The organism is Aquibacillus rhizosphaerae (assembly GCF_030282825.1).
Lineage (GTDB): Bacteria > Bacillota > Bacilli > Bacillales > Amphibacillaceae > Aquibacillus_C > Aquibacillus_C rhizosphaerae.
This window is the reverse complement of the sequence record NZ_JASTZU010000018.1, coordinates 222,226-239,680: the sequence shown is the minus strand read 5'-3', so window position 1 is coordinate 239,680 and position 17,455 is coordinate 222,226. Positions and strand designations below refer to the sequence as shown.

Here is a 17,455-nt window from a genome sequence, read left to right as displayed (position 1 = left end):
GTGCAGTAGTTGAATCGACCTTTAGTAGTTAACAGTACCATTTTAGTTATTGGGGGCGCTGGTTTTATTGGAAGTCACCTGGTAGACAAACTTTTAACGGAAAAAGCAGCTCAAATTATTATTGTTGATAATTTATTTACCGGGAATAAAAGAAATGTTACAGATGCTTTAAATAATGGTGCGGTACTTTATGTAGATGACGCTGAGAATAAAGAATCTTTAGACTATATTATGGAAAAACATGATATCGATATTGTATTTAACTGCGCAACGAAAGCACTAAATTATTCATTTATTAACCCATCAAATGCTTATTTAACCAATGTTGTCGTTTTAAATAATTTATTGGAATTACAAAGAAAAAAGGCATTTAAAACTTTATGTCATTTTTCCTCATCAGAAGCTTATGGTTCAGCTCAATACGAACCAATAGATGAAAAACATCCACTTGCACCTACAACAACGTATGCGGCAGGAAAGGCATCAGCAGACCTCATGTTAGAATCTTATGTGAAAATGTTTGACTTAGATTCATTTCTTGTAAGGCCTTTTAACAATTTTGGACCTAGACAAAACTTTGAGGGACCTCTGGCTGGTGTCATACCAGTTACGATTAAAAAAATTATAGATGGGGATACTCCAGAAATTCATGGGGGCGGACAACAAACAAGAGATTTTATTTATGTGGAAGACGCTGTAAACATCATATTAAAAGTTTTTCCAATTATACAGCCCGGTGATACGGTAAACATTACTACAGATCAACAATTATCGATTGAAAGTGTTTTTCAAATTATAATAGAGGTAATGAAGTACGAAGGCAATGTTATTCGAAAGCCAAATCGAAAAGCAGATGTATATAGCCATAGAGGTTCGGTAGAAAAGTTGCAAAATATGATTGGGCGACACGATAAAACACCATTTAAGGATGGAATTGAAGCAACTGTAAATTGGGTGACAAATACTATTGCTGAAGAGCGAAAGTAATTCATTCTTTTTATAAGATATTGACCTCCATTTAAGATTGGAGAAAATGGAGGTTAAATCATCTATCCTAAATCTAAGCGGAATTCTACGTATAAAATATTCTTTCTTTTTTTGTTAAATAATCATAAACTTTTATCAGTCTTTTTTCCATGTTATCCCAACAATAGGTTTGTTCCATTACTCTCCGGCCATTTAAACTCATTTCTTTTAATAGTGATTTGTTTTTAGACAAATAGATAATAGCATTTGCGTAGTCTTCTGCAGTGGCTTCCTTTTTATCAATAATTAAACCACACTGATGTGTTCTGATAAATGATTCCATTTCGTGGCAACGATTAACCAAAATAGGAACACCATTATTCAAGTAACTGAAAAATTTATTTGGCATAGCATAAGAACGGTTAAGTGAACTTCCTAAATCTTCATAATCAATCCAACCGATATCTACATTTCTCATATGCTGTGAAATAGAATAATAATCTACCCATCCTGTGAGTTCAATTTTTTCACTTAGATGTTCAGGAAGATGAAACGAATCACCGAACCTCGTTCCACCAATGACCTTGATTTTAAATTCGATATCTTTTGAACAGATTTCAGATATTTGAATAATTTTATCTTTACTTCCTCTTTTATAATCAATGTTACCTTCATAACAAGCAATGAAATGATCTTTGTCAAAATTTTTAGGTTGATAGTCTTTAGCTAATGGGGGTGAATTATAAATTACTTCTACCGGTAAAGTAGGATTTTGGGAAAGAAACCACGATTTAATGGAGTGGGAAATGGTTATTATATAATCCACCTCATCAAGCATGAGAAGGAGTTTTTCTTTTAAGTTATTTCTTAGTTCCGTTGGGGTTCTGGTATCAAATGGATCTGGTGTTAGTTCATGGCTATCGTAGACTAGTTTTATATCCTTGTTTTTTTTCTTAAAGGAACGTTTTACTCCAATTCCAGCAAACAGGGATAAGTATTCATGTACATGATATATATCAGCATTTTGTTGAATCGCTAATTCAGTTAAAGGGTTCATAAAACCTTGTTCCCAGATAACTTCAGGAGATAACACCTTACTTAACGCAGCCCTGCTTTCTTCAAAGTTATATGTTATAAAAGTAATTCCCTCATGGATGAATGTTTGATCTAAAAAACTATTTTTGATGGGAGTACCATCTATATCAAAAAGATAACCATCTTTTCTTGGAACAATCATTGTTACATCAAAACCTAATTTAATTAAACTCTTAGCTTCTCTTTTAAAAATTCTTGAATCTAAAAAAGGATGCTCCGCAACTAACATACATACCTTTACAGCCATTTTATTTGCTCCTCTCGTGTATTCAATTCGATACAACTATTATATTTAACTGTTTTGTAATCATGAGTAAATCATGAGTAAAACTTCTTATGGGATGTATAAATTGAAAATAAAATAGTTGTAAAGGTATTTTAATACGGTTGAAAGGAGTATGTTATGAAAGTATTAACAGTTGTTGGAGCAAGACCGCAATTTATAAAGTCATGTATGTTATCCAAAGAAATGAAGTCTAATCTTCAAACGTCAGAAGTAATCGTACACACTGGTCAACATTATGATGATAATATGTCTTCTATTTTTTTTGAACAGTTGAACTTAGCAAAACCTGATTATTATTTAGGAGTGGGGTCTCATACACATGGAAAACAAACTGGAACAATGTTAGTAGAACTAGAAGCTATTATGATGTCTGTTAAGCCTGATGTTGTCCTCGTCTATGGAGATACAAATTCTACGCTTGCTGGAAGCCTAGCTGCCGCAAAGCTTCATATTCCAATTGCTCATGTCGAAGCAGGCTTGCGTAGTTATAATAAAAAAATGCCAGAGGAAATAAATCGCCTGATTACAGATAATTTATCCAACTGGTTGTTTTGTCCTTCTCCATCTGCTGCTGAAAATTTAAAAAAGGAAGGAATTGAAAAAGGTGTCTATGTCACGGGAGATATCATGTATGATTCAGTGCTTTATTTTAAAAATATCGCATTACAAACATCAACCATACTAGAAGATTTATCTCTCACCAAAAAGAAATATTACCTAGCGACCATTCATCGTGCTGAAAATACAGATGATCCAGATCGTCTAAAGTCAATTCTAAAAGCTCTCCAAAAATTAGAAATGGATGTAGTTCTTCCTTTACACCCTAGAACTAAAAGTAAACTTATAACGTTCAATTATTCTCATTTGATATCTTCATCTCATATTAAGATTGTTGATCCTCTTAATTATTTTGATATGTTAACGGTAGCTTCTCAAGCACAACTTATTTTAACTGATTCTGGAGGATTACAGAAAGAAGCGTACATGTTGGAAGTTCCTTGTATTACTCTAAGAGATGAAACAGAGTGGGTAGAAACCATTCATTCGGGTTGGAACTATTTAACAGGAGCTGACACAAAAAAAATTATAGAGAGTGTGAAGACAATTGAAATTCCTCAAAAATACCCACGACTTTTCGGAGATGGAACGACCTCTAAAAAAATTAACGAAATATTAATAAATGAAACAAACTAAGAAAGGCTAATCACCTCTCTTAGTTTTTTATTTAGAGGACACTTTTATTGTGTAGTTCCCTTTAAATACTTCTTCCACCTTATAATTGTTTCATTCATTTTATCGTCCTTTTCAATCGAATTTAATGCTTCTAACAAATGAATATGAGTTATGTGGTATCCCCATTTTGCTACATTAGGTTGACCAGCACCTGTAGTATAATGGGTTAGGTCGTACGCAGTGCGATTTCCGAGGTCATATAGTGGGAGCATCCTTTTTAGCGAGCTAATTCCTTTATCATATAGGTATTTCGTATCTCTATTATCTGTTTCTTTATATAAATCGTTTAACCCAATTAGAGAAAACATAAAGCCATTTAATATAAAACTACCTGGTTCCGTTGGACATTCTTCATAGAATAAATACTCATTTTCAAATGTTGCTTGAATACCTACAGGAGGAGGTGTTTTAAATAAATGATTAGCTTTTAGTGCCTGTTCACTGTACTTTTTGTCTTTTGTGAGGTAGGACGCCCTTGATAAAACCGACATTGCCATACCTAATCCAATCGCTGAATACCATGGAGCTTTTAATATATTTAGTCGACTAGGATAAAAGGGGAGATCAAATTTATATGCCCATCCACCTCTTGAATCTTGATTTTTTAAAAACCAATCAGCTATAGTTAGGAATTTATTTTTACTTAACTCATTCGCATTCCTACAGTACAGACTGTAATGTTGCAGCCCATATTGAGCAATGGTAGAGGGGTTATAATATTTCCCATAGGAATACACTGTTTTTGGGATTCCATCATTATCGAATTCCACATTCCAATTTTCCACTTTATTTTTATCGTAATGCAAATAATTACCTGTATAATCATATTGATTGATTTTTGTTGGTTTTGCTAATGTTACGTAGACTTCCAATGTTTTATCTTTTTCTTTCCATACTTTTTCTATAGAATACCCTTTTTCTAATAACGAAATGGGAACATAAAAGATATTTCCTATTTTCTTTCCAACAGCTTCATGCTGATCATGCATCACAACTCTAATATCATCTATTTGATTTAAATCCAATTGTGGCACCCCTTTTAATTATGATATAAATGTATAAAGAGAACAAAGGGAAATTAAGAAGAAGTAAGCTCTTTTGCAGGAACACCAGCAACAACAACGTTGTCCCCTATATTTTTTGTAACTACTGACCCAGCTCCAACTATGGTGTTAACACCGATAATAACCGCCGGCAAAAGTGAGGCGTTATTACCAATTTTAGCTCCTTTTTTAATATGAGGTCCTTTTAACGAGTATTCTTCTGCACCCATATATTTATCATTTGACATAGATACACAAGGACCAATAAAAACATTATCTTCTAATATGGTATCCCCAGTTACATAGGCAAGCGTTTGAATGGTACAAAACTTGCCTATTTTACTATTCAGTTCAACAATGGCTGCCCTTCCAACAACGGAACCCTCCTCAATAGTAACATTTTCTCGTATACTTGCATGATCTCCTATAAACACATGTTTACCAATTTGAGTACCTGAATAGATAGAGACCACATGTCCTATTCTCGTATTAGCCTCAATAACTAACTGTCTAGTACTATTAGATATCTTTCTCATTCTTTTGTTAATGCTTGGTTTGATACCAAGAACACAATTACATCCAATTGTTACATTATCCCCAATTTTGGTACCTTGCAATATGACTGTATTATGACCAATTACAACATTCTCACCAATACTAACATCATTTTCAATGACCGTATTTGAACCTAATTTTGCACTTAAAGGAATGTGAGACAATATAAAGGACTCCTTTCTTATTGGTTTATAATAATCTCAATTTTTTTAATTAGCTGTTGAACTCGTATCTTAACTGAATGCCTTTGCCTAATGAAATGGTATCCCTGTTCAACAATCTTTTGCCGTTCTTTCTCATTCTCTAAAAAATAAGCTGCTTTTTGCTGGAAATTATTTTCATCAATCGGTACAAAATGATAATCGGGAATAAACCCAAGATCCTCAAGTTCGGTAAAAGAGGGGGCTAATAGAAGCGTTTTACAAGCGAGTGTTTCAAAATACTTTATTACAGGATATTTCAAAGTTGATGGGCACGTGAATAGCATTTTAGCACGATTAATTTCCTTTGCGTAGTTCTCTCCTATAAACGCGTGTTGTTCATCTTTTTCACTGAAATTTTGATAACCGGGATGGCTATGATAAACAAAGTCTTTATTATTCGAATAATAATTAACTATTTTTTGCCTCAATGGATAATATTCGTTTACCGCACCCATCATTAACAGATTTATCTCTTTTTCCAAACCATAGTCTCTACATAATTCTGTATTAACGAAATGTGGAAACCATTCCATTTTATGTGTAAATTCTGGATACTTTTCTATAAATTTATCACGGATAATTGTAAATACATAAGAAATATTATTTTTTTTAATATAGTTCCTTCTTAAACTTGTAAAGCGATGAACATCATTTACGAAAATCCCTGTAGGAATATTAATATTAGAAAGTCCTTTAATCATAGGTGACATTTGTTTATCAATATCATTTAACAGTAATATAAAGTCTGGACGTGTGTTTAGTTGTCTTAAAATATAGCTAATGTGGCCTGGTTTTCTCCATATCGTTACGTTTACTTCTTTAGCGAGTTCTTGTTCTAAATAATGATAGTTTTTATTTAGAAGTTTTGAAGTATCCTCTGCTATAAACAATATATGAGTCAAGTATTTCTCTCCTTTCATCTTAAGTCTAGTATCAGGCTAAACGCCAAATTTACTTTCTTGTTATGATTGTCTATCTCACTTAAAAACTCTTGCATAAGATATAAAAAGAACTGTAATAAAGAGTGAGGAGATTTTTATGAGAGTAGGAGTAATTGGAATAGGAAAAATGGGAGAAAACCATCTACGAACGTATCTATCATTAGATAATCATTGCCAGCTTGTCGGCATATATGACAACGATGAAAAAAAGGGGAATGAAGTTGCTGATAAGTATAAAGTGAAACAATTTAATAGTATCGAAAACCTTCTAAAATCAGTTGACGCTGTCAGTATTGCTGTTCCGACTGAATTCCATTATGAAATTGGTTTACTTTGTGTTCAGTACAATGTCCACATGTTAATGGAAAAACCTGTTACAGACTCAGTGGAGCAGGCAAAAGACTTACTGCATAAAGCTAATAGAACAGGAGTTAAATTTCAAGTAGGGCATATTGAACTTTTTAATCCATTAATTTCAGTTCTGGCAAATGAACTAGAAAATGAAAAAATTATAGGGATGGACTTTCATAGAATGAGTCCCTATGATGAGAAAAATAGGAATGTTGATGTTGTAAAAGATTTAATGATTCATGATCTTTATATTTTGGAAGAACTCCTCAAAGACAAAATAGTAGAATCCTATACACTTGGAAAAACCCTTGAAAATACACCAAAACATGCCGTGGTCATTACTAGGTCCTCAGAAGGGGTTATCGCTAAACTAACGGCTAGTTTTAAATCAAAAAGAAAAATTAGAACTATTCAAATCCTTACTGAAGATGCTTTTATTGAAGTCGACATTTTAAATAATAATATTAGAATAAAACGAGATACCATCACTCAAAATATTAAATTAGAAAACAATATGCTACCCTTGAGCATTCAGTTATTAGACTTTATAAATTGCATTAAATTAGACAAAATCCCCTCAGTTTCAGGAGAAGATGGAATTAGAACACTTAAAACTACAAATGAAATAAGTAACGCCATCAAGAAAGGTATAACTTAACCACCTTTAAAATTATTGTATATGTGATCAGCATTTTCATTTTCAGAGCCTTACAATGTACTCTTTCTTGTCATGTTTCAAAAACTCCCATTTTATGTGTATGAATAAAATTTTGAAAGTATTCAATTAATTAGGAATATCTACAGTAACATTCTTTTTTATAATCATTATTTAAAATAAAAGGCCCAATCTCATATAAATTAGAGATCGGGCTTTTTAAAATTATGGAAAAAGTGTGTAGAGGATTATTAACACTAAGGGATTGAAAAATCACCTAAAAGGACGTGTTTTGCTTCTTTTATAATTACAGAATAAAATTACTATGTAAAACTTCAACCTAAACAGAATCGCAGGGCCTAGACCAACACCGCCAACTTTAAAACAATCCTCCATGTGTGCACTTACCACATAGAGGATTGTTTTAAGAACTCAAGGTTATAGGTGCTGGTGTTGGACGTTGTGGATTCAGCATGTTATCCACATTAAACAAATTTTATTATTTTCCTAAGGGCTATAATAAAGACGACTCAATCATTGATTGAGTCGTCTTTGTAATATAATATTTTATTGTTTTCATTTATGCTACTGAAGGAAAACGAACGAAGTTGATAGCATCTAAAGAGACATAAAGTTTCGTATTTTGTCCATAACCACTACTTACATCGATAACTAGTACCAACTCTGTAGTAACAGTTGAGAGGATACCTTCTATTAAATTGTTATCTGTAGCTACTTCTACTCTTGAACCAATATTCGTTGCTAATTCACTAGCAAATGTTTGTTCAAACATATAAATTCCCTCCTTATAATTCACTTACAAATTCAATTTTATCCATACGCACCAATGTTTGATCTCCTGTATTTTCAATAATTGCGATATAGTCATTTCTTACAAGAAGTAGTGTTCCGGTAATTGTTCCAAAAGGGGTGGTAATTTGTACTTGTTCGTTTACTAAACTTAGTAGTACTTCTCTAAGTGTTGTAGGTGTTGTAGGTGTTGGTATTACTGGTGATGGTGTGCTAGTTTCCCCCTCTCCTACATTGAGATTAGCATCTAAATCTAACCCTGGTAGATCAAGTGAAACATCTGTGTTTAATCCATTATTAGTAGTTAAATTTTGCGTCATTTGGTTAAGCAACTCTAACAATCGTGTCTGTCTATTAGTAAGAGCCAATTGTAATCATCCTTTCTATAATAGTATTCACTTTTACTATATGCTGAATTCTATTTACCGTAAGGGCATTTCATTCATTAATAGATAATTCCACGAAAATACCATACTATTGCATAAATTAATAATCTTATTTGCGCAATAACAAAAGGAATTGACGATAATCATAGAAGAATAGTACAAATTCATAATTAGGATTAACTAGACTATTATCTATAGCACGTTTAATAACCATAAGAATATGATATATAAAAGTAATTTAAGGAGGTGTATATAGATGAGTAATAAAGAATTTCAGAGTGTAGATATGCTTTTAGATTCTATATTTAAAAAACATGGTGTAAATTTAGATAAACAGAAAATAGACGCTAAAGAAAAAGAAGCATTAAAAGGTATTGTTGACAATCTAAAAAAAAGTGTAGATGAAGTTCTTCAAGAAAAAAAAGAAACAAAAGATTCATAGTTTATCCAAGTTATATCAGTTAATAATTTTTGGAAGTATCTATCAATTGTCTATAAGAATTCTTAAAACCCCGGATAACAATATGTTTCCGGGGTTTTATATGTCTATATTAAGAAATAGGTGTTTTATATTGGACAATCACCCTTACGCTTTTAATCTTCCAACATAACATATATTAAACAACAAGAAAGGAGAGATAGTATGTCAAAATCTAAGAGAAAGAAATGTTGTAATAGAAATAGAACAGTTGCAATAGCTAGAAGAAAAGCTAGACCTAAACACAAAAAAGATTGTGAGAGTGTTAGACCACAACAAGAATGCGAGAGTGTCAGTCCACATCAAGTTTGTGAAACGCATGAAAAAGCACCAAAGAAATGGAATGCTCTAGATCCAGTACAGAACCATCCCTTCGATGAAACTGTTATTCAGGATGCTGATGCAGTGTTGAAGAACGAACAAAAGTCTATTGAATCAATAGTCATAAAAGACTCAGCTGATGTCGAAGTAACAACTACTGATACTCAGGCTGCGCTGAATGTTCAAGCAGCACTTCAAGTTGCAGTTGCATTAGTTATCAGTATATCAATTGCTGATAGTAGTCAGGCAGATGCAGTAACACAAGACTTATTAGCTAAATTAAAAACCAGTCAAACAAATAAACAACAAGTTTATATTGAAAATTCAAGAGGAGTAAATGTATCTACAACTGATACAGATATCGCCGTAAATGTTCAACTTCTATTACAAGTGTTAATTGCACTAGTTGTTAGACTAGACATCTTATAGTTTTAGAGAATTTTTAAAATTAAGTGTCCTGCCAAGTGGTTAGTTATAAAGATGGTATGGAGTTTCAAAGTCTAGTTTCTTAGAAAAATAATAAAGGAAAAAACTATTAAGAAGGTGACTCTTGTTTATTTACAGAGTCATCTTCTTTAGTTTTATATTGGGTATTTAACAAACACTTAAATTTCATTGAATATCTTTAAAAAAATCTATCGTTATTTATCAATCTATTCAATCTATATTGCAATTGTCTATTCGATAAGTGCCTTTTTTCTATTATCCCCTACAAACACCGCCATTCTATATTTCTAATTTCATAGAATAGTTGTAAGGAGGTGGTAGAATTTAACTTTATCTATTATGGAGCCTACTCGAGTGCAATTAAATAGACAAGGCTCTAATCAAAGAATTGCCCCTTTTCCACATGCCTAAGACCTAGCGAATAATTAATTGGGACCTGGTCTGCACTAGAATGATAACCGCTACTTTTTTTAAAAAATACCAACTTCGTCACAGGGTAATCACCAATTCGTGGAAGACACGATGGCTAATAATTTATAATGAGGATGCATTGAAAATGAAAATGCAATATAAGTATTGGAAAGTGATATGTCGTTACGGTCATGTTGGAAGAAGAAAGGATATCAGTATATCTAGGTATCTAGAAACCGAGAATAATTTCAATTTGATCGATGTTTTAAATATTGTTTCAACGATGCCTGGTGTGAAGAAAAAGAGTATTTTTTCTATCGTGAGTGCTGAATTGATAACTAAAGAACAATACGACAAGGGGAAAGAAGAAGAAAAAGAAAACTTTTATTTACAAAAACTAATGTCTTATGAAACCCGTAATAATGAAAATACTCTAAAATAGGATATTAATCCTTTCCAACAAAACACTTAGAAGAGCAATAAAACCCAACCAATTTTTGGTTGGGTTTTATTTTAGTATTTTATGCAATTGAAGGGAATAGTTACTGCATTTGGTTACCCATGTTTGTCATTGTTGTTTGGGTATGCATTGGCTGAAAAGATGATGTCATTTGCGATTCCTTTTGCACACCAAAAGAGGGTGGTTGGTAATAACCATTTTGGTTCATCCAAACCCACATATCATAAGCCATTTCTTGACAAAGATTAGCTCCATTTACATGATAAGAGCGTAATTGTGTATCCACACACTCATTTGCCCACTGCATCCCCATCATAGCACCGGCTTTATGGGCATTAAGCGCTAAAGTTGCCATGGTTTTGTCAGAAAGTGTTTGCGGATTCGGATTTGGTACGGAAGACGACATGTTAGATTGTTGTTGCATGCCTACTTGCGTATTTTGCCCACGAAAATTAGGGTATTCATGTGTTAATTGTACCCCTTTTCCTTGCATCAAATTAACACCTTGTTGATAAGCACTAATCATTTGCTGCTGATGGCTCATGAGAATATTCTTCAAGTGTTGATCGCTACATTGATTAGCAAATGCACCATGCTGTTCAATTTCTGCAGATTTAGTTCTTAAAGCTTCTTGTGTTTCCAATAGCTCGTGAGCTGCAAAATTCATTATATTCCCTCCAACAATTTAATTAGAGACATATGTCCCGTTAGTATTGTTTTCAAAAAAGGAATTTCAATGCAAACTATTTTAAGTTATCAATCCTTTATCATATAGGTAAAATAAGTTCGGGTTATATCTTCATTGGTATTTTTTTCTGAGTTTTTGAGTGCATGAAAGCTTATAAATGATAATAATACATAGAATAAACGCTTATTGAAGATACTGTTTGATATACGTTAAAAGAAGGGGGTTTATAAACAATTGTCTAATTTAATAACTAAGTTAATAGTATGTCCAATTGGTGTAATAATTGCATGGTTCATTTTTCCAATAGAGTTCGCATACTTTTACCAACCAATTATTTTAGGCGCAGTTTTAGCAATTGTTGGTCGTATGATGGAAAAAATCATTTTAAGAAAAGAAACGATGACATTAGCATTGATTGCTGATTTTCTAGCAACTGCAGTAATTGTCTATTTCGTAACCCCATTCTTTGTTGGTGGACAGGTTAACTTTTGGGGAGCGGTTTTAACAGCGTTACTACTTGGAGTCACGGAAATCCCTCAACACCGAGCATTAGTTAAAGGTAAACAGGAAGAAGTCGTTGCCTAGAGTGTGCGTAATTAAGTGCAGTTACTTGATACATAGAGTTTTTTCTATGTATCAGTGACTGCACTTTTTTATAGTAAAATAATGAAATGTACTATAAAATAAAAAGTGAAATTAACATTAAATCCCATCAACATAGGTAGGCGGTTTATAATGAAAAAGAAAAAAAGTATTGCTTTTATTGTTTTGACTTTACTACTGTTTGCTATAATTGCTAAGGTTTATTACGATACTAATTATTTTAAAGTGAATGACATAAAACTACATAGTGAAAAAATAGCGAAAAATTCCGAGTTAACCATCCTACAACTTACGGATATACATAACAAGGTGTTTGGAGATAACAATGAAAAACTAATTAATACTATTAAAGAAGTTAATGCAGATTTAATTGTAATTACTGGCGACCTTATGGATAGAAGGACAGAAGATTTAAGTGATGTCTTTCATCTTGTAGATGAAATAACTAAAGTAAATTCAAACGTTTATTTTGTCTCTGGAAACCATGAATGGGAAAATCTTTATAGAGAAGAACTTTTTAATGGACTTCAAGAACGAAATGTAAAACTATTAGACAATTTACATATGGAAGTTACCGCAGATGAAGTTACAGTAAATATAGTAGGTGTTGGAGATTACTCAACCAATCACGATAACCTTGAACTTGCGACGACAAATCTAAATAAAGACTTGTACACTATCATACTATCACATTCACCAGATATGATAGAAGAATATAATCATACATCTGTTGACTTAACATTAAGTGGACATACGCACGGCGGTCAAGTAAGATTTCCATTTATTGGTGCCTTGGTAGCACCTGATCAAGGATTTTTCCCTACGCTAGACAAAGGCTTATATGAACTTAGTGATAATCAATTCCTTTATATCGATAGTGGACTTGGTACAAGTATGCTTCCGATTCGTTTTTTAAATCAAAGTCAGTTAAGTGTTATTACGATTCATAATAATTGATTTCGTTTAAATACTATGTGAATCAATTTGATATTCACCTTATTTTAGAAAACATAAAAACATTACCTCTAGGAAAAACTAATCGTATGTTCGGGAGGTGTATTAATGAACGGTTTTGATAATATTTACCAAGAATATAAGCGTGCTGGTGAAGAAAAAGCTTTAAACGAAGTTGATCAAGAGGTTCAATCAAATGTAGAGCAAATTATTGCAGTTAGGAAAAACGATGACGGTGACATCATTGCTTTTAAGACTGAGGGTGGAAGAGAGCTAGACTATGTCACCGCCCTTAGTGAAGCAAAAGCAGGCAAGTTAGCAAATATCGACGTGTTTCATAAATACGGCAGAGATATCATTCGCAGTGAACCGGATGGTATAAAAGAGAATAACCTTGTTAACCTTGATACTTTTTAGGATTTTGAAAATAAGTGAAGTGTAGTCATTAAGCTCCAAACTTGTGCAGATATGTACAGGATTGGAGCTTTAGTTTCTAAATTTTATATTGAATTGCTAAAAAATATCTACAGCTTCGATTCATAATTTTGTACATATTGTAGCTTATAAAATAAAATATCAATATAGGTAGTTATTCTGAAGTACATACAGATATTTGCTACCGCTTAAACAAGAAAGGGGCATGTTTATGGGACAATCTATTAATGGAAAAACAGCCTTAGTTACAGGTGCAGGTAAAGGGATTGGAAAAGCAACGGCAATCGCTTTAGCTAAAGAGGGTGTTCATGTAGGCTTGTTAGCGCGTACGGAACAAGATTTAAAAATTGTTGCAAGTGAAATAAAGGAACTTGGCGTAAACGTCGCTTATGCATCCGTAGATGTTTCTTCTATAGAACAAGTGGAAAAAGCAGTGAGCACGATTACTAGTGAACTTGGTACGATAGACATATTAATTAACAATGCTGGAACCGCTAAGTTTGGAGGGTTTCTTGACTTAACTCCGGATGAGTGGAAAAAGATTATCGATGTCAATTTGATGGGCGTTTATTATGTAACAAGATCAGTACTTCCGCAACTAATTGAAAAAAATGGGGGAGACATTATCAATATTTCCTCAACTGCCGGTCAAAAAGGGGCGCCGGTTACAAGTGCCTATAGTGCATCGAAATTTGGCCTTTTAGGTTTAACAGAATCATTAGCAATGGAAGTTAGAAAACACAACATTCGTGTGACTGGTTTAACTCCAAGTACGGTAGCTACTGAACTTGCGGTCGAAAATAATTTAACGGATGGTAATCCAGAAAAGGTGATGCAACCTGAGGATCTGGCAGAATTTATTATTGGACAATTAAAACTACATCCGCGCGCGTTCATTAAATCAGCCGGATTGTGGTCAACAAATCCATAATAAAAATTACTATTCTTAAAAAGTTGAAGTAATAGCCGATCTATTCAACAACAATCAAGGCGAATCCTATAAGGGTTTGCCTTTTTTCTCATTATTAAATGGATAAATATGCTAAACTATAATAAGTTAACATGGCATGTGTACTTGTATGATAGATAATTTTCATTAATAACAGGAGTGTCAATCATGGAAAAGGATACAGAAAGACAAATCTTAGAAGAACTAAAGAACATAAATAGATCATTGCAAGGTATGAACGAAAAAATTGATTCAATTGATGATGAAGGCAAAACGTCTTCAATCATTTGGGATATTATCAAATCATTGTTAATTGGATTTCTAATTTTAGGTCCTGGAATTGCAGTAGCGATGGGACTGTTTCAACTGATCCATAGTTGGTTTTTTTGATAGAGGATAAGTTGATTGGTTTGGTTTGTTAAAAGCGCAACGGAGTCTTAATCCAACGAAATCGGGGAGTTTTTTATTATACCACCTAACCCCCCTGACAATATTAAAAACACTACAAAAAGCTTGGTTTTAATCCAAGCCTTTGTAATAATTCTAGTATGTTTTTTAACTCTGTTTTCTCGACAGTATTTAGCTATAATACATCGAATGTGTTTTAAGCAGCAACATCTCTTTTTGCAAAAATACCAAAAGCTAACAAATGGAAAATTAAGAAGTAAATTAGTAACATGACAATTGAAAAAGAAAGTGTCATACCTTCAACGATTGGAACTCCATCAAAATATGCAGTCAAGTCTGTATTGGCAAATAGGATATATTTTGTCCAATCAAACCATGAAGCAAGTAGGATAGTTGCTGTGCCACCCATAAATAATAAAAACAATGATATGCCAATCGCAAAAGAGCTATTACGAAATGCTGATGAGATCATAAATGCCATCGTAGCAATCATTAAAATATCAATGGAGCTTAATAAATACTGAATAACTAGATTAAAAGAGATACTGCGTTCAATGACTTCTCCGTTACTATATGCTAAATGAGACACATCAGTGGAAGGGAGGCCGAATAACACCAAACCAACGAGGGAAGAAAATAGATAAATAATCGCAAGCATCAGTATGCCAAATAGAAGGACAGTAATATACTTGGATAATAAAATCTTGACCCTACTTATTGGTCGTATTAATAGTAATTTAATGGTTCCTGATGAAAATTCAGAAGAGACAATTCCAGCAGCAATAATAATCGAAAATAAACCAGCTAAACTAATCATCATTTGCGAATCACCGACAAAAGTCCAAATATGTTGTTCATTATTCGGTGCTATATCATTTTCTATACGATACTCATTTAAAGCAATTTGCCTTTCGTAATACGTTTTCATATTAGCATTATTTTCTCCAGCAGTTGTTAAACCTTCTTGATCGGAGGATATTTGTGTCTGTAATTCCTGTTTCCAGTTTTCATTCACTTGTGTGGTGCTAGTAGTTTCTTGGTATTTGTAAAAGGCTCCCATTGTGACAATGCCTAGTAAAAGTAAAACAATCATAATCGTTGTACTTAATTTGCGAAAAATTTTGATCCACTCATTCATTAATAAATTACCCATATTTATAGTCCTCCATTCGTATGTGTGGTTACTTCAAGGAAACGTTGTTCTAACGTCTTTACAATTTCTTTGGCGCTATATACACTTACTTTCGAGTCGATTAAACGGTTTAATAGTAAGGGCACTTCTTCTTTATTGACACTAACCGTAAAACCAGAATCAACAAAAGTTGCATTCCAATCTTGCTGTAACCAGTTCTTCACATTATCTAAAGGGCCGGTCTCAATTAGGTAGACCATTTGATCATTATCAACAAAGTCACGTACATATTGGATATCTGTTAAGGTTCCTTGTTGAATAATAGCAATTCTGTCACACATCATCTCCATTTCAGATAATAAATGACTTGATACGATAACACTCATTCCTTTTGTTTCTGTAAGCATCCGTAGATGATCCCGGAATTCTCTTATTCCAGCGGGATCAAGGCCATTAGTCGGTTCATCTAAGATTAATAGCTTTGGGTCATGTAGTAAACATTGGGCAAGACCAAGCCGTTGTCTCATCCCTAACGAATAGGTTCTAACTTTTTCATCAATACGTTCTGTTAGACCGACTAATTCAATTACCTCATCAATCTTTTCCTTTGAAATGCCTTTGTGCATACGAGCGTATTGTTTAAGGTTTTGGTACCCGGTTAGATGCTTATACATTTCTGGGTTTTCAACAATTGCTCCAATGTTTTTTACCGCTTCTTCAAAGTTTTTCTTAACACTTTTTCCTGAGACAATAATATCCCCATCTGTAAGTCCTATTAAGCCAACGATCATCCGAATCGTAGTTGTTTTACCAGCTCCATTTGGACCAAGTAAGCCAAAAATTTCTCCTGCTTGTACGGAAAAACTTAAATCATTAATAATTGGATTACCCTTAATTGTTTTCTTAACGTGTTCTAAGGTAAGTACTGCACTCATTTATTTTCCCCCTCAAATTTTTCTACTAATTGTTTAAACCATTCCAGTACAGAAAGTCCTTGTTCTTCACGCAATTCCTCCACTTTTTCTTGGCCAATGATATCACCGTAATAAATAGCAATTGCTTCGTCTAATAATGGTTCAATTTCATTTATTTCATGGGTTGCGATTAATAAAATTTGATGATCAAAATCAAGATATCGAAGTAAGCTTTTCACAATCGAGTCCCTTACCAAAGGATCTAAACCAGAGAATGGTTCATCTAGTAAAATGACTTCTGCGTCTCTAGCAAGTGTAGTAACAAGTTTTAATCGCCCTCTGTTACCTTTGGAAAGGGTTTTGACTTTTTTTGTGGTGTCTAATTTCATTTCTTTAAGTAGTAAGGTTGCTTTTTCATGATTAAAATCTGTAAATTGGCTGGCAACATAATCTATTGTTTCTTGAACAGTAAATGTCTCGTAAAACATATCGAGTTCTGTCAAATATGCAATGGAATCCGATGTTTTTCTACTGACAGTTTGGTTATTAAAGGAAACAGATCCTTCGTCTGGAAAGGCTAATCCAGTAATCAATTTCAATGCCGTTGATTTTCCACTTCCATTCGGGCCGATTAGCCCATAGATTCGACCTTTTTCAAAAGAAATACTTACATTTTTAAGTGCGTAATCTTTGCCATACTTTTTTGTTACAGCTTCCATTTTGATAGACAT

Annotated in this window: 20 protein-coding genes and 1 pseudogene; 11 read left to right on the top strand and 10 right to left on the bottom strand. The window is 33.1% G+C overall.

From position 1 onward, the window contains the following. Window positions 1-9 precede the first annotated feature (9 nt). A complete protein-coding gene (locus tag QQS35_RS04740; RefSeq protein WP_285930717.1) occupies window positions 10-987 on the top strand; it encodes a dTDP-glucose 4,6-dehydratase in 978 nt (325 codons plus the stop codon). Between the two features lie 85 nt (window positions 988-1,072). Here the strand turns inward: QQS35_RS04740 and QQS35_RS04735 are convergent, their stop codons facing one another. Then, on the bottom strand, window positions 1,073-2,308 hold the full coding sequence (locus tag QQS35_RS04735; protein ID WP_285930716.1) for a glycosyltransferase: 1,236 nt from the start codon (window positions 2,306-2,308) through the stop codon (window positions 1,073-1,075). Window positions 2,309-2,464: 156 nt separating this feature from the next. On the opposite strand from QQS35_RS04735, the gene wecB reads away from it, so the two are divergent. Next, window positions 2,465-3,541, top strand: coding sequence for a non-hydrolyzing UDP-N-acetylglucosamine 2-epimerase (gene wecB / locus QQS35_RS04730; protein WP_285930715.1), 1,077 nt, complete (start codon window positions 2,465-2,467; stop codon window positions 3,539-3,541). 44 nt (window positions 3,542-3,585) lie between these two features. On the opposite strand, the gene QQS35_RS04725 is transcribed toward wecB, so the two are convergent. The 3 genes from QQS35_RS04725 to QQS35_RS04715 are packed head-to-tail and all read right to left on the bottom strand — an operon-like array spanning window position 3,586 to window position 6,283. After that, a complete protein-coding gene (locus QQS35_RS04725) occupies window positions 3,586-4,605 on the bottom strand; it encodes a D-glucuronyl C5-epimerase family protein (RefSeq protein ID WP_285930714.1) in 1,020 nt (339 codons plus the stop codon). Window positions 4,606-4,658: 53 nt separating this feature from the next. After that, the gene (locus tag QQS35_RS04720; RefSeq protein WP_285930713.1) at window positions 4,659-5,342 is read right to left on the bottom strand and encodes an acyltransferase; all 684 of its coding nucleotides are present in this window, start codon (window positions 5,340-5,342) and stop codon (window positions 4,659-4,661) included. A gap of 17 nt (window positions 5,343-5,359) precedes the next feature. Continuing rightward, a complete protein-coding gene (locus QQS35_RS04715) occupies window positions 5,360-6,283 on the bottom strand; it encodes a glycosyltransferase (RefSeq protein ID WP_285930712.1) in 924 nt (307 codons plus the stop codon). Window positions 6,284-6,419: 136 nt separating this feature from the next. Between QQS35_RS04715 and QQS35_RS04710 the strand changes: the two genes are divergently transcribed. After that, window positions 6,420-7,331 (top strand): Gfo/Idh/MocA family protein, encoded by a 912-nt coding sequence (locus QQS35_RS04710; RefSeq protein WP_285930711.1) that lies wholly within the window; start codon window positions 6,420-6,422, stop codon window positions 7,329-7,331. A 577-nt stretch (window positions 7,332-7,908) separates the two neighbouring features. On the opposite strand, the gene QQS35_RS04705 is transcribed toward QQS35_RS04710, so the two are convergent. After that, window positions 7,909-8,121 carry a hypothetical protein gene (locus tag QQS35_RS04705; protein WP_285930710.1) on the bottom strand — a complete coding sequence of 71 codons (213 nt, stop codon included), beginning with the start codon at window positions 8,119-8,121 and terminating at the stop codon, window positions 7,909-7,911. A gap of 13 nt (window positions 8,122-8,134) precedes the next feature. Beyond that, on the bottom strand, window positions 8,135-8,506 hold the full coding sequence (locus QQS35_RS04700) for a DUF2642 domain-containing protein (protein ID WP_285930709.1): 372 nt from the start codon (window positions 8,504-8,506) through the stop codon (window positions 8,135-8,137). 274 nt (window positions 8,507-8,780) lie between these two features. On the opposite strand from QQS35_RS04700, the gene QQS35_RS04695 reads away from it, so the two are divergent. The 3 genes and pseudogenes from QQS35_RS04695 to QQS35_RS04685 all read left to right on the top strand — a co-directional run bounded on the left by QQS35_RS04695 (window position 8,781) and on the right by QQS35_RS04685 (window position 10,623). Next, on the top strand, window positions 8,781-8,966 hold the full coding sequence (locus QQS35_RS04695) for a hypothetical protein (protein ID WP_285930708.1): 186 nt from the start codon (window positions 8,781-8,783) through the stop codon (window positions 8,964-8,966). A gap of 354 nt (window positions 8,967-9,320) precedes the next feature. Beyond that, a pseudogene (locus QQS35_RS04690) lies at window positions 9,321-9,752 on the top strand (spore coat protein); the annotation flags it as partial. A 574-nt stretch (window positions 9,753-10,326) separates the two neighbouring features. Beyond that, window positions 10,327-10,623, top strand: a complete 297-nt coding sequence (locus QQS35_RS04685; RefSeq protein ID WP_285930706.1) for a hypothetical protein — start codon at window positions 10,327-10,329, stop codon at window positions 10,621-10,623. 100 nt (window positions 10,624-10,723) lie between these two features. On the opposite strand, the gene QQS35_RS04680 is transcribed toward QQS35_RS04685, so the two are convergent. Next, window positions 10,724-11,308, bottom strand: coding sequence for a spore coat protein (locus tag QQS35_RS04680; protein WP_285930704.1), 585 nt, complete (start codon window positions 11,306-11,308; stop codon window positions 10,724-10,726). Window positions 11,309-11,563: 255 nt separating this feature from the next. Between QQS35_RS04680 and QQS35_RS04675 the strand changes: the two genes are divergently transcribed. The 5 genes from QQS35_RS04675 (at window position 11,564) to QQS35_RS04655 (ending at window position 14,660) form a co-directional block, all read left to right on the top strand. Further along, on the top strand, window positions 11,564-11,914 hold the full coding sequence (locus QQS35_RS04675; protein ID WP_285930703.1) for a DUF2512 family protein: 351 nt from the start codon (window positions 11,564-11,566) through the stop codon (window positions 11,912-11,914). 150 nt (window positions 11,915-12,064) lie between these two features. Next, window positions 12,065-12,889, top strand: a complete 825-nt coding sequence (locus tag QQS35_RS04670) for a metallophosphoesterase (RefSeq protein WP_285930702.1) — start codon at window positions 12,065-12,067, stop codon at window positions 12,887-12,889. A 105-nt stretch (window positions 12,890-12,994) separates the two neighbouring features. Continuing rightward, window positions 12,995-13,303 (top strand): DUF3892 domain-containing protein, encoded by a 309-nt coding sequence (locus QQS35_RS04665; RefSeq protein WP_285930701.1) that lies wholly within the window; start codon window positions 12,995-12,997, stop codon window positions 13,301-13,303. 229 nt (window positions 13,304-13,532) lie between these two features. Continuing rightward, on the top strand, window positions 13,533-14,252 hold the full coding sequence (locus QQS35_RS04660) for a 3-ketoacyl-ACP reductase (protein ID WP_285930700.1): 720 nt from the start codon (window positions 13,533-13,535) through the stop codon (window positions 14,250-14,252). Window positions 14,253-14,438: 186 nt separating this feature from the next. Beyond that, entirely contained in the window at window positions 14,439-14,660 is a 222-nt protein-coding gene (locus QQS35_RS04655) for a hypothetical protein (RefSeq protein ID WP_285930699.1), read from the top strand. Between the two features lie 214 nt (window positions 14,661-14,874). On the opposite strand, the gene QQS35_RS04650 is transcribed toward QQS35_RS04655, so the two are convergent. The 3 genes from QQS35_RS04650 to QQS35_RS04640 are packed head-to-tail and all read right to left on the bottom strand — an operon-like array spanning window position 14,875 to window position 17,455. After that, window positions 14,875-15,831, bottom strand: coding sequence for an ABC transporter permease (locus QQS35_RS04650; protein ID WP_285930698.1), 957 nt, complete (start codon window positions 15,829-15,831; stop codon window positions 14,875-14,877). A gap of 2 nt (window positions 15,832-15,833) precedes the next feature. Further along, window positions 15,834-16,745, bottom strand: coding sequence for an ABC transporter ATP-binding protein (locus tag QQS35_RS04645; RefSeq protein ID WP_285930697.1), 912 nt, complete (start codon window positions 16,743-16,745; stop codon window positions 15,834-15,836). After that, window positions 16,742-17,455, bottom strand: a complete 714-nt coding sequence (locus QQS35_RS04640; protein WP_285930696.1) for an ABC transporter ATP-binding protein — start codon at window positions 17,453-17,455, stop codon at window positions 16,742-16,744. The genes QQS35_RS04645 and QQS35_RS04640 overlap by 4 nt, the downstream gene beginning before the upstream one ends.

Excerpts from the sequence above, each read along its gene's own strand:
- QQS35_RS04705 (WP_285930710.1), bottom strand. The coding sequence starts at position 8,121 with ATGTTTGAACAAACATTTGCTAGTGAATTAGCAACGAATATTGGTTCA.
- QQS35_RS04685 (WP_285930706.1), top strand. The coding sequence starts at position 10,327 with ATGAAAATGCAATATAAGTATTGGAAAGTGATATGTCGTTACGGTCAT.
- QQS35_RS04710 (WP_285930711.1), top strand. The coding sequence starts at position 6,420 with ATGAGAGTAGGAGTAATTGGAATAGGAAAAATGGGAGAAAACCATCTA.
- QQS35_RS04735 (WP_285930716.1), bottom strand. The coding sequence starts at position 2,308 with ATGGCTGTAAAGGTATGTATGTTAGTTGCGGAGCATCCTTTTTTAGAT.
- QQS35_RS04660 (WP_285930700.1), top strand. The coding sequence starts at position 13,533 with ATGGGACAATCTATTAATGGAAAAACAGCCTTAGTTACAGGTGCAGGT.
- QQS35_RS04655 (WP_285930699.1), top strand. The coding sequence starts at position 14,439 with ATGGAAAAGGATACAGAAAGACAAATCTTAGAAGAACTAAAGAACATA.
- QQS35_RS04680 (WP_285930704.1), bottom strand. The coding sequence starts at position 11,308 with ATGAATTTTGCAGCTCACGAGCTATTGGAAACACAAGAAGCTTTAAGA.
- wecB (WP_285930715.1), top strand. The coding sequence starts at position 2,465 with ATGAAAGTATTAACAGTTGTTGGAGCAAGACCGCAATTTATAAAGTCA.
- QQS35_RS04640 (WP_285930696.1), bottom strand. The coding sequence starts at position 17,455 with ATGTCTATCAAAATGGAAGCTGTAACAAAAAAGTATGGCAAAGATTAC.
- QQS35_RS04650 (WP_285930698.1), bottom strand. The coding sequence starts at position 15,831 with ATGGGTAATTTATTAATGAATGAGTGGATCAAAATTTTTCGCAAATTA.
- QQS35_RS04665 (WP_285930701.1), top strand. The coding sequence starts at position 12,995 with ATGAACGGTTTTGATAATATTTACCAAGAATATAAGCGTGCTGGTGAA.
- QQS35_RS04645 (WP_285930697.1), bottom strand. The coding sequence starts at position 16,745 with ATGAGTGCAGTACTTACCTTAGAACACGTTAAGAAAACAATTAAGGGT.
- QQS35_RS04695 (WP_285930708.1), top strand. The coding sequence starts at position 8,781 with ATGAGTAATAAAGAATTTCAGAGTGTAGATATGCTTTTAGATTCTATA.
- QQS35_RS04670 (WP_285930702.1), top strand. The coding sequence starts at position 12,065 with ATGAAAAAGAAAAAAAGTATTGCTTTTATTGTTTTGACTTTACTACTG.